Source organism: Streptomyces albidochromogenes (assembly GCF_005981925.1).
GTDB classification, from domain to species: Bacteria; Actinomycetota; Actinomycetes; order Streptomycetales; family Streptomycetaceae; genus Streptomyces; species Streptomyces albidochromogenes.
Map to the genome: position 1 here is coordinate 1 of NZ_VBVX01000225.1, position 11281 is coordinate 11281.

Consider the following 11281-nt stretch of genomic DNA (forward strand, 5'->3'; position numbering starts at 1 on the left):
GTCCTGGAAGAACTCCGCCTGGGTGGGCGCGGGGTTGGGCACGGGCTCGCCGACTCCGCGCAGGTCAAGCACGGTGTCGGCGTAGCGCGCACCGGCGGGCCCGATGGAGTAGAGGCGGACCCGGGACAACTCGTACATGGCGGCGGACTCTCGTCGTAAGTCGTGAAGCGGCAGGGGTGCGAAGGCCGGTCGGCCGGTCAGGCGTGGAAGGGCAGGCCGGCCTCGGCGGTCAGTTCGAGGTCCTCGGCGTCCGACGGCGGCACGAGCGTCGCGCTGCCGTCGGTGACCGGGACCACGCCCAGTTCGAGCAGCTCGGCCATGGCGGCGCTGCCCGCCATGTCGCGCACCTGCAGCTGGTAGCGGGCGGTGGTGCGGTACGCCCCTCCGGCGTCGTCACCCGTGCGGTGCAGGAAGCCGGAGTCGGTGAGGAAGGCGACGGCCTTGCCGACGATGCCCGTGGTGGAACCGGCCAGCCGGCGCGCGTCCTTGGTGGCTCCGGTCGCGCTGCGGCGCGCGTAGATCCGCCAGGCCGCTTCGAGGCCCGGGGCCTCGGTGGCCGGGTCGGTGTTCTCGCCCTGCTCGTCGGCGCGCTCCTCCAAGCGGCGGCAGGCCTGCCGTACGAAGGCGTCGACGCCGTTGACCGTGATGCGGCCGATGTAGCCGTCGTCGGCGAGGTCTTCGGGGCGGGGGAAGGCCAGCGCGGCGACGGCGAGGTGGGCGAGGCCGTGCAGAAACCGGTCGGCGGAGTCGGCCGAGGCGCGCCGCGCGTAGTCGCCCATGCGTACGGCGAAGACGGAGTCCTCCGCCGCGCAGACCGCCATGCCGGCGCGCGGGGACACTTCGAGGACGACGAGCCCGAGTCCGGTGGCGACGGCGTCGGCGAGCCGGGCGAAGGCGGGTTCCTCGCGGTAGCGGCGCAGGAGGTCGGCGTACTCCATGTCACGGGCGGGCAGCAGCTTGGGCTGGAGGCCGAAGGACACGAGCCGGGCGGCGTCGGCCGCGTCGGCGGGCGTCACAGCGCCGTGCCCGGCGGAGGGGGCCGGCGCGGCCGCCTCGCCGGGCACGGCCGCCGGGCCGGGGTCCGCGGTGTCGGTCGCGCCGGCGACCGCCCGCTCGCTCCACGCGTCGGCGTGCTCTGCGCGGTGGTCGCTCACGACTGGTGCTCCTCGGTGCGGAAGTTCTCGGTTCTCGGTACGGGTGGGGCGAGGCGCCCGGGAGCGCCTGGCGTGCCGGCGCAGGCGTGACGGGCTCCTACCCGGGCCCCGAGGTGCGGCACGGCGTGGCCGGACCGCGCCCCGCCGGGCAGCCTTCGTGTGGTCATGCCGCCTCCGTCCGGTCCGCGGCCATGCCGGCGGCGTCGAGCAGCGCCGTACCCACTATCAGGTCGGCGCCGCCGAACTCCGGGTCGTCGAGCTGCGTGCCGTCGTCCACGGCGAACAGGAGCCGCTTCTCGCCCTGCCGGTACGCGGTGCCGACGGGCGGGCTCGCCGCGTGGACGGCGAGCAGCGCGACGAGGTACGGCAGATCGGGGTCGGCGCGCCTGGCTTCGGCGAGCAGTCCGGACAGCCGGCGCGGCGCGTCGTGCGGCAGGTCGAGCAGCTCCATCGCGCTCGCCAGCTGCTCCTCGCTAAAGCGGCTGTCGTCGGGGGTGGCGATCAGGTCCGGCTCGGGCATCTCGGCGCCGAGGTGTTCGCGCTCCACCGGCGGCGTCAGCAGTATGTCGACCAGGTCCCCGACGCGTACGGACACGGGGGTGCGCAGGCCGGTGCCGTGCGCGAAGAAGGCGTCGGTGACCCGGATCGCCTGCTCGACGGGGAGCGGCAGCAGTGGGGCGAGGAGCTGGCCGTACAGATCGAGTCCGGCTCCCGCCGTGGGGGTGGCGAAGGCCTGGCGGTCCTGCTCGGCGCGGAACAGCGGACCGGCGTCCAGCAGCCGCGACTGGAGCTGGGTGTGCCTGCGGATGCAGTCCTTGACGATGTCGACGAGCTCGGCCGCGCGCCGCTTGTTCTCGGGCTCCTCGGCCTCGTCCCGCGCTTTGCGGATGTTGGTGAGGATCGCGTTCTCGTGCCGGTAGCGGTCGGCTACGTGGTCGAGCGCCTCGGCGATCATGTCGGGCACCGCGTTGAGCCAGTCGACGGCGCGTACGTTGCGCCGGGTCGCCTCCAGGGTCCTGCGGAGCGTCTCGGCGTACTGCACGGTCCGGTAACGGGCCTGCTCGGCGGCGAGCTGGGCGTCGGCGAGCCGGCCCCGGCTGATCAGGACCTCGAGCTTGACCTCGGCGGCGATCTGCGCGCTGGTGACGTCCGTGTCGAGGGCGCCGACGAGCACGTTGACCGCCTCGTCGGTGGTGCGCAGGTAGACGCCGCCGCCGTACCCGGGGACCTCCTCGATGAGCTTGAAGTCGTAGTCTCTGCGGACATAGGCCCCGTCGGGGCCGAAAGTGCCGTACACCGCGCGAAAGCCGCGATCCACGCTCCCGACGTTGATCAGGTTCTCCAGGACCCAGCGGGCGACGCGCTCGTGCTCGGCGAGCGGGCGGTGCGGGGCCTGGGCGGCGACGCGCGGGAGCAGCCTGGCCACTATCTGCTCGTGGTCCGCGCCGGTGTCGAAGTCCATGTTGAGCGTGACGAGGTCGATCGCGGCGAGGGCCACCTCGGCCATCGCGTAGACCGAGTACTCGCCCGCGAGATTCGCCTTGCGTACGTCGAGATCGTGCAGCGGCGCCGTGCAGGCGAGCGCGCGGAGCCGCCGCGCGAGCCCCTCGTCGGCGGCCGGGCCCTGCGCGGGCCGCGGCCCCGCGCTGAGCTGGGGCGGAACGAATTCCGTCGATGCTGGCGAAGTCACGTGGCACAGATTAGGTCCTCGCACCGACAACGGTCGAAACGGCGCAGAAGCGACCCGTCGCGCGGGACCGGATCAGCGGCGCCCGGGGGCTCTCAAGTGCCGGGCGTCCCGGCCTCGATGTGGCGTGCGTAGACCTCGACGAGCTGGCCGCGGGAGTCGTCGAGGTAGGCGGCGAGCAGCTGCTCGGCCCCCGCGCCGTCGCCGGCGCGCAGCCGTTCCAGAATCTGCCGGTTTCGTACGAGATACGGCTCGTGCAGCCGGCGGGGATCGGCCACCACGTGGAAGGCGAGGCGCAGTTCGGCCAGGACGCCGCGCATCAGTTCGTCGGTGCGAGGGCTGGCGGCGAGGGCGACGAGCTCGCGGTGGAAGTGGATGTTGGCGGTCGACACCCCCGCCCATTCCTGCCCGCCGGCCGCCCGCTCACCGTCGCCGACGGCTTTGTCCAGGCCGTCGAGGGCGAAGGGCGGCGCGCCGAGGCCGCGGACGACGGCGCACTCGACCAGACGCCTGATGCGGTAGATGTCCTCTACGTCCTCAATAGCCAGGATTCGTACGAATACGCCCCGGTTGAGCTGGTGAACCAGGAGCCGTTCGTGGGTCAGCAGCCGGAAGGCCTCACGCAGGGTGTTGCGGGAGACGCCGAGCGCCTTGCCGATGGCGTCCTCCGAAAGGCGCTCCCCCGGCGGGAAGTACCCCTCGGCGATCCGGGTGCGCAGGATGTCCGCGACGCGCTCCGCCGTGCTGGTGCGGCCCAGCAGCGGGCGGTCGTCGGCCAGTCCGCCGGTTGTGGGCTCGGTCGTCCTCACAGCACGCGTCTCCCTCGGCTCTCCCGCGCCGGCCGCTCTCGCCCGTCGCGCGCTCCTCATCGTAGAAGCAGCGACGAGCCGACATGACTCTTGTCGGATCGTTCAACAATCCCCTACCTTGGCGTCACCGCACGGTCTCCAGCGCACTCCTCCCCTTCGCGAGGTGCAGATGAGTACCACCCAGGAACAGCCGAAGCAGGACGAACGCCCCGACGACAGCGGCGCGTTCGCCTGGTTGCGCGCCCTCGGCCCACGCGGCCGCCGGGCCTTCGGCGGGGCGTTCGGCGGATACGCCCTCGACTCCTACGACTTCTTCACGCTGCCGCTGAGCATGGTCGCCGTCTCCGCGTACTTCAGCCTCAGCACCGGGCAGACCGGACTGCTCACGACCGTCACCCTGGTCGTCTCCGCGATCGGCGGCGCCATCGCCGGCATGGCCGCCGACCGGATAGGCCGGGTCAAGGCGCTGATGATCACGGTGATCACGTACGCGCTGTTCACCGTCCTGTGCGGCTTCGCGCCCAACTACGAGACTCTGCTGGTCTTCCGGGCGCTCCAGGGCCTCGGTTTCGGCGGCGAGTGGGCGGTCGGCGCGATCCTGGTCGCGGAGTACTCCTCCGCCCGGCACCGCGGCCGAACGCTCGGGGCGATCCAGAGCGCGTGGGCGGTCGGCTGGGCGCTCGCGGTCGTCGTCTACACCGTGGTCTTCCAGTACTTCGACCCGGACACGGCGTGGCGCGTGATGTTCTGGACCGGCGCCCTGCCGGCGCTTCTGGTGATCTACGTACGCCGCCATGTCAGCGACGCCCCGGAAGCGACCCGGCGGCGTCTGGCGAGCAGCGACAAGGGTTCGTTCGCGGCGATCTTCAGGAAGGACCTGCTGCGCACCACGCTCTTCGGCGTGCTGCTCTCCACCGGTGTCCAGGGCGGCTACTACACGCTCGCCACCTGGGTGCCCACCTACCTCAAGACGGAGCGCGGCCTCACCGTCGTCGGCACCGGCGGCTACCTGGCGTTCCTGATCTCCGGTGCTTTCATCGGCTACCTGACCGGCGGATACCTCACGGACAGGCTGGGCCGCAAGAAGAACATCGCGCTCTTCGCGTTCCTCTCCGCCGCCTGCGTCGTGGCATACACGAACATCCCCTCCGGGGCGAACGACGTGGTGCTCGTCCTCGGCTTCCCCCTGGGGTTCTGCATGTCGGCGATCTTCAGCGGGTTCGGCTCGTTCCTGAGTGAGCTCTATCCGACGGCCGTTCGCGGGACCGGGCAGGGATTCACGTACAACACGGGGCGTGCCGTGGGTGCCTTCTTCCCGACGCTCGTGGGCTTCCTGGCCGGCAGCTGGGGAGTGGGCGGCGCTCTGATCTTCGGAGCGGTCGGTTACGGACTCGCCGTACTGGCGCTGCTCGGGCTTCCCGAGACGCGCGGAAAGGAACTCTTGTGACGCTCGTGAACGGCGCGGCACCGGACAGGGGAACGGACCTTGCCCCGGCTGCGATCGATCTCAACGCCGACCTCGGGGAGGGCTTCGGACGGTGGCGGCTGACCGACGACGAACAGCTGCTTTCCGTGGTGACCAGTGCCAACGTCGCGTGCGGCTTCCACGCCGGCGACGCGGCGACCATGCGGCGGGTCTGCGAGCTCGCGGCCGAGCGCGGGGTGCGGATCGGCGCCCAGGTGTCGTACCGCGATCTGGCGGGCTTCGGGCGGCGCTCGATGGACGTCCCTTCCGCGGAACTGACCGCCGAAGTCGCCTACCAGATAGGGGCGCTCGAAGTGTTCGCGCGAGCGGCCGGTTCACGGGTGTCGTACGTCAAGCCGCACGGAGCGCTCTACAACCGCGTGGTGCGCGACGAGGAACAGGCCGCCGCGGTCGTCGACGGTGTGCTGCTCGCGGGCGGCGGCCGGCCGGTCCTCGGACTGCCCGGCTCGCGGTTCCTCGACATCGCCGCGAAGGCCGGGCTGCCCGTCGTCGCGGAGGCGTTCGCGGACCGCGCGTACACGGCGGAAGGGACGCTCGTTCCGCGCGCTCAGGAGAACGCCGTCGTCACCGACCCGGGAACGGTCGTCGAGCGCTCCCTCTCCATGGCCCGTTCCGGTGTCGTCACCTCACTGTGCGGACGGCGGGTCGCCGTACGGGCACGTTCACTGTGCCTGCACGGCGACACCCCGGGCGCCGTCGACCTGGCCCGCCGCGTACGGGAACGCCTGGAGGACGCCGGCGTACGCGTGGAGGCGTTCGCATGAGCACCATGAGGGTGCTGCCGGCCGGTGACCGCGCCCTGCTGGTCGAGCTCGGCAGCGGCGAGGAGGCCGAGGCGTTCCACGCCGAGCTGCTGAGGCGCCGCGCGCGGGGCACGCTCCCCGCCGTGCGGGAGATCGTTCCGGCGGCGCGCACCGTGCTGCTCGACGGCCTCGACGATCCCGCGCGCTTCGCGAAGGGGCTCGCCGACTGGGAGATCCCGGCCCTCGTGTCCGGCGCCGGGAGCACCGTCGAGCTCCCGGTGCGGTACGACGGTCCCGACCTGGCGGCGGTGGCCGAATTGTGGGGCGTACCGGCCGGGGAAGTGGGGCGGATCCACGCGAGAACGCCCTTCCGGGTGGCCTTCTGCGGGTTCGCGCCCGGGTTCGGTTATCTGACCGGCCTCGCCGAGCGGTACGCCGTGCCGCGCAGGAGCACGCCGCGCACCGCTGTGCCGGCGGGAGCCGTCGCCCTGGCCGGCGCGTACACCGGCGTGTATCCGCGTTCGTCACCCGGCGGCTGGCAGCTGATCGGATCGACCGACGCCGTGCTGTGGGACCACGCGCGCGTGCCCGCCGCGTTGCTGACCCCGGGCACACGGGTGCGCTTCGTACCGGAGGAAGGGTGACGGACCGGGCTTTCGCCGTGGTGCGGGCGGGTGCGCTCACGTCCGTGCAGGACCGGGGGCGGCCCGGTCACGCCCACCTCGGGGTGCCGCGCTCGGGTGCGCTGGACGAGCCCGCGCGCGATCTCGCGAACCGGCTCGTCGGCAATCCGCTCGGCGCGGCCGTTCTGGAGACTACGCTCAGCGGCTGCGCCGTACGGCCGCGTTGCGCGGTCACCGTCGCGGTGACCGGTGCGCCGTGCCGGGTCACCGTGGACGGCCGTCCCGCGGCCTGGGGCGCGCCGGTGCGTGTGGCGGCGGGAGCGGTACTCGACGTGGGAAGCGCCGCGGACGGCGTGCGGAGCTACCTCGCGTTCGCCGGAGGCGTCGCGTGCGAACCCGTACTGGGCAGCCGCTCGACCGACCTCCTGTCGGGCCTCGGGCCCGCTCCCCTGACCCACGGCACGGTGCTGCCGCTGGGCCCGGTGGCGGGGCCGCCGGTGTACGCTGATGCCGTGCCCTGGCAGGGTCCGCCGCGCGAACTGGTGCTGCGGGCCGGTCCGGGGCCGCGTACGGACTGGTTCACCGCACGGGCGCTGCGCACGCTCGTCACGGCGGTCTACCGGGTCTCCCCCGCCGGCAACCGCATCGGACTGCGCACCGAGGGCCCCCCTCTGGAGCGCGCCGTGGACGGCGAGCTGCCCAGCGAGGGCATGGTCCTCGGGGCTGTGCAAGTGCCCCCGGACGGGCGGCCCGTGGTGTTCCTGGCGGACCACCCCACCACGGGCGGGTATCCGGTGATCGCCGTCGTGAAGGAGCGGGACCTCGCGGCGGCGGCCCAGGCCGCACCCGGCACGCCCCTCCGCTTCGTCCTCACGGAGAGGCGCTGAGAGGCGGCGGGTGAGGCCACCGACGGCCCCCATAGGCTCCCAAAGGCCCTCAGCGGCCCTCTCAGGCGCTCACGAACCGCCCGGTGCGCCGTACCCGCCCCCGCCCGGCGTGCGGATCTCCAGGACGTCCCCGGGGCCGACGTCGGCCGTGTCGCAGCCCGCCAGCCGTGTGACGGTGCCGTCGGCGCGCTCGACGAGGTTGCCGCCGGTCTCTCCCGGGGCGCCGCCCGCCATGCCGTACGGAGGGACGCGGCGGTGGCCGGAGAGCAGGGCCACGGTCATCGGCTCCAGGAACCGGATCCTGCGCACCACGCCGCGGCCGCCCCGCCACCGGCCGTCTCCGCCGCTGCCCTCCCGCACGGCGAAGCTCTCCAGGCGCACCGGGAAGCGCCACTCCAGCACCTCGGGATCGGTGAGGCGCGAGTTCGTCATGTGGGTCTGCACGGCGTCGGCTCCGTGGAAGCCGTCGCCCGCCCCCGAGCCGCTCGCCACGGTCTCGTAGTACTGCACGCGGTCGTTGCCGAAGGTGACGTTGTTCATCGTCCCGGAGCCCTCGGCCTGCACGCCCAGGGCGGCGTACAGGGCGCCGGTGACCGCCTGGGACGTCTCGACGTTGCCCGCCACGGTCGCCGCCGGAGGGACGGGCGCGAGCATCGACCCTTCGGGGATGCGCACGTCCAGGGGTTTCAGGCAGCCGCTGTTGAGCGGGATGTCGTCAGCGACCAGGGTCCTGAAGACGTACAGGACGGCCGCCATGACCACCGACTTGGGGGCGTTGAAGTTGCCCGGCTGCTGGGGCGCCGTACCGGTGAAGTCGAGGACCGCGCTCCTCGCGTCGCGGTCCACCCGCAGGGCGACACGGATGACCGCTCCGCTGTCGGTCTCGTAGGCGTACGCGCCGTCCCGCAGCCCGGCCACGATGCGGCGCACCGACTCCTCGGCGTTGTCCTGGACGTGCCGCATGTACGCCTGGACCACCGTGAGGCCGAACTCGTCGACCATGCGGCGCAGTTCGGCGACGCCCTTCTCGTTGGCCGCGATCTGCGCGCGCAGGTCGGCGAGATTGGCGTCCGGGTCGCGCGAGGGGTACGCGGCGGTGGTCAGCAGCTCCCGCGTCCGGGCCTCGCGCAACACGCCGTCCCTCACGAGGAGCCAGTTGTCGAACAGGACGCCCTCTTCGTGCACGGTGCGGCTGAAGGCGGGCATCGAGCCGGGCGTGATGCCCCCGATCTCGGCATGGTGTCCGCGCGAGGCCACCAGGAAGCGCAGCGGCCCCCCGTCGGCGTCGAAGACGGGTGTCACCACCGTGACGTCGGGCAGGTGCGTGCCGCCGTGGTACGGGTCGTTGACGGCGTACACGTCGCCGGGGCGCATGGCGCCCTCGTTGCGCCGCAGCACCTCCTTGATCGACTCGCCCATCGAGCCGAGGTGCACGGGAATGTGCGGGGCGTTCGCGATCAGGTTCCCGTGCGCGTCGAACAGGGCACAGGAGAAGTCCAGGCGTTCCTTGATGTTGACGGAGTGGGCGGTGTTCTCCAGGCGCACGCCCATCTGCTCGGCGACGGCCATGAAGAGGTTGTTGAACACCTCCAGCATGACGGGGTCCACGTCCGTTCCGACCGCCGTCGTGGCGGGGCGCGGGTGCACGCGGGTGAGCAGCAGATGCCCGTGCTCTCCGGCGGACGCGCGCCAGCCGGGATCGACCACGGTGGTGGCGTCGTCCTCGGCGACGATCGCGGGTCCTTCTACGGTGCCGGCGGGCAGCAGGTCGTCGCGCCGGTACAGCGGGGTGTCCCGGGGCCGTCCCTCGGTGAACATCCGGACCGTGGCACGGGGCCGCGCCGTTCCCGCGCGCGGCCGCTCCCGCGTGACGTTCCCGGGAACGTTCGCTCCCGCCGTCCCGACTGCCTCGACCGACACGGCTTCGACGACCAGCGGCTTGTCCATGGTGAAGGCGTACCGCGCGCGGTGTTCCGCTTCGAAGGCCGCCGTCATGTCCGTCACGCCGCCCAGCGGCACCGGCAGGCTCGCGTCCGTACCGGCGTAACGGAGCAGCACGCGCGCGTGCGTGGTGATCGCCGCGTCCTCGACGCCGTCGGCGCGCAGTTCCCCGCGGGTACGGCGGGCCAGCCGGTCGCACAGTTCGCGTACGCGCCCCAGTGAGGCCCCGTCGAGCTCCGCCTCGACCGACTGCTCGCGCATGGCGGTGGCGTCGGCCAGTCCCATGCCGTAGGCGCAGAGCACTCCGGCCAGCGGCGGCACGATCACCGTGCCGATGCCCAGCGCGTCGGCCACCGCGCAGGCGTGCTGTCCGCCGGCGCCGCCGAAGCTGGTGAGGGCGTACCGGGTGACGTCGTGCCCGCGCTGTACGGAGATCTTCTTGACGGCGTTCGCCATGTTGAGCACCGCGATGTCGAGGAAGCCGGACGCGACCTCCTCGGGGCCGCGCCGTACGCCGGTGGCCCGCGCGATGTCGTCGGCGAGGTCCGCGAACCGGCGGCGCACCGTCTCCACGTCGAGGGGCTGGTCGCCGCGCGGCCCGAAGACGGCGGGGAAGTGGTCCGGCTGGACGCGCCCCAGCATCAGGTTGGCGTCGGTGACGGTGAGGGGGCCGCCGCGCCGGTAGCACGCGGGCCCGGGAACAGCGCCGGCCGAGTCGGGCCCGACACGGTAGCGGCTGCCGTCGAAGTGCAGCACGGAGCCGCCGCCCGCCGCGACGGTGTGGATGTCCATCATCGGAGCGCGCATGCGTACGCCCGCCACCCGCGTACCGAAGTCCCTTTCGAAGGCGCCGGCGTAGTGCGACACGTCGGTGGACGTGCCGCCCATGTCGAACCCGATGACGCGCCCGAACCCGGCCTGCTCCGAGGTACGGGCCATGGCGACGACGCCGCCCGCCGGCCCCGAGAGGACGGCGTCCTTGCCGCGGAAGTGCGCCGCCTCCCGCAGACCGCCGTTGGACTGCATGAACATCAGGCGCACGCCCCGCAGTTCCTCGGCGACCTCGTCGACGTACCGGCGCAGGATCGGTGAGAGGTAGGCGTCGACCGCGGTCGTGTCGCCGCGCGGCACCAGCTTGATCAGGGGGCTGACCTCGTGCGAGCAACTGACCTGGGTGAACCCCGCCTCGCGCGCCGCGGCGGCGACGGCCCGCTCGTGCGCCGGATGGCGGTAGCCGTGCATCAGCACGACGGCCGCGCTGCGCAGACCGTCGCCGCGTGCGGCGCGCAGCCGGGCGGTGACGACCGCCAGGTCCAGCGGCCGTACGGTCGTCCCGTGCGCGTCGATCCGCTCGGGGACCTCGACGACGCGCTCGTACACCGCCTCGGGCAGGACGATGTGGCGGTCGAAGAGCCGGGGGCGGTTCTGGTACGCGATGCGCAGCGCGTCCCGGAAGCCTTCGGTGACGACCAGTACGGTCGGCTCGCCCCGCCGTTCGAGGAGCGCGTTGGTGGCCACCGTCGTGCCCATCCGGACGGCGTCGATCCGGTCGGCCGGGACCGGCTCGCCGGGAGCGAGGCCCAGCAGCAGGCGGATCCCGGCGACGGCCGCGTCCCGGTAGTGCTCGGGGTGGTGCGAGAGCAGCTTGCGGGTCACGAGCCGTCCGTCGGGCCGTCGGCCGACCACGTCGGTGAAGGTGCCGCCGCGGTCGACCCAGAATTCCCAGCGCCCGCTCATTCCCCCATTCTGGCGCGCGGCGGCGCCGGCAGGGCGGCCAGCGCGGCCGACAGGGCCTGGGAGGCGCGCAGGTCGAGCCGCCCCCCGGTGCCGCGCGCCCCGTGGCGCACTTCCGTCGCCGCCAGGGCCAGGAGCTGCGGCAGCAGGTCGGTGGAGCGGCGCGCCAGCCAGCCGGTGCCGGCGGTCAGGAGCCACCGGAGGGCGGCCGCGCGGG

Annotated in this window: 8 protein-coding genes and 1 pseudogene; 4 read left to right on the plus strand and 5 right to left on the minus strand. The window is 73.1% G+C overall.

Annotated features, from left to right (window positions below):
- Nucleotides 1-197: 197 nt before the first annotated feature.
- The 3 genes from E2E34_RS24625 to E2E34_RS24635 form a co-directional block, all read right to left on the minus strand.
- The gene (locus E2E34_RS24625) at nt 198-1154 is read right to left on the minus strand and encodes a hypothetical protein (RefSeq protein WP_138904107.1); all 957 of its coding nucleotides are present in this window, start codon (nt 1152-1154) and stop codon (nt 198-200) included.
- 163 nt (nt 1155-1317) lie between these two features.
- Nucleotides 1318-2844 carry a hypothetical protein gene (locus E2E34_RS24630; protein ID WP_138904108.1) on the minus strand — a complete coding sequence of 509 codons (1527 nt, stop codon included), beginning with the start codon at nt 2842-2844 and terminating at the stop codon, nt 1318-1320.
- 92 nt (nt 2845-2936) lie between these two features.
- Complete coding sequence (locus E2E34_RS24635) at nt 2937-3650, minus strand: GntR family transcriptional regulator (RefSeq protein WP_138904109.1); 714 nt, start codon at nt 3648-3650, stop codon at nt 2937-2939.
- Between the two features lie 169 nt (nt 3651-3819).
- On the opposite strand from E2E34_RS24635, the gene E2E34_RS24640 reads away from it, so the two are divergent.
- The 4 genes from E2E34_RS24640 to E2E34_RS24655 are packed head-to-tail and all read left to right on the plus strand — an operon-like array spanning nt 3820 to nt 7389.
- Nucleotides 3820-5097, plus strand: coding sequence for an MFS transporter (locus tag E2E34_RS24640; RefSeq protein WP_138904110.1), 1278 nt, complete (start codon nt 3820-3822; stop codon nt 5095-5097).
- The gene (locus E2E34_RS24645; protein ID WP_244316058.1) at nt 5094-5900 is read left to right on the plus strand and encodes a LamB/YcsF family protein; all 807 of its coding nucleotides are present in this window, start codon (nt 5094-5096) and stop codon (nt 5898-5900) included. The genes E2E34_RS24640 and E2E34_RS24645 overlap by 4 nt, the downstream gene beginning before the upstream one ends.
- A gap of 5 nt (nt 5901-5905) precedes the next feature.
- Nucleotides 5906-6523 carry a 5-oxoprolinase subunit B family protein gene (locus E2E34_RS24650; RefSeq protein ID WP_138904114.1) on the plus strand — a complete coding sequence of 206 codons (618 nt, stop codon included), beginning with the start codon at nt 5906-5908 and terminating at the stop codon, nt 6521-6523.
- Nucleotides 6520-7389 (plus strand): 5-oxoprolinase subunit C family protein, encoded by an 870-nt coding sequence (locus tag E2E34_RS24655; RefSeq protein WP_138904111.1) that lies wholly within the window; start codon nt 6520-6522, stop codon nt 7387-7389. Before E2E34_RS24650 ends, E2E34_RS24655 begins: the two co-directional genes overlap by 4 nt.
- Before the next feature lie 69 nt (nt 7390-7458).
- Here E2E34_RS24655 and E2E34_RS24660 read toward each other — a convergent pair whose 3' ends face one another.
- Both E2E34_RS24660 and E2E34_RS24665 read right to left on the minus strand, forming a co-directional pair.
- Nucleotides 7459-11067, minus strand: a complete 3609-nt coding sequence (locus E2E34_RS24660; protein ID WP_138904112.1) for a hydantoinase B/oxoprolinase family protein — start codon at nt 11065-11067, stop codon at nt 7459-7461.
- Nucleotides 11064-11281, minus strand: a pseudogene (locus E2E34_RS24665) (SGNH/GDSL hydrolase family protein); the annotation flags it as partial. The gene E2E34_RS24660 and the pseudogene E2E34_RS24665, both read right to left, overlap by 4 nt.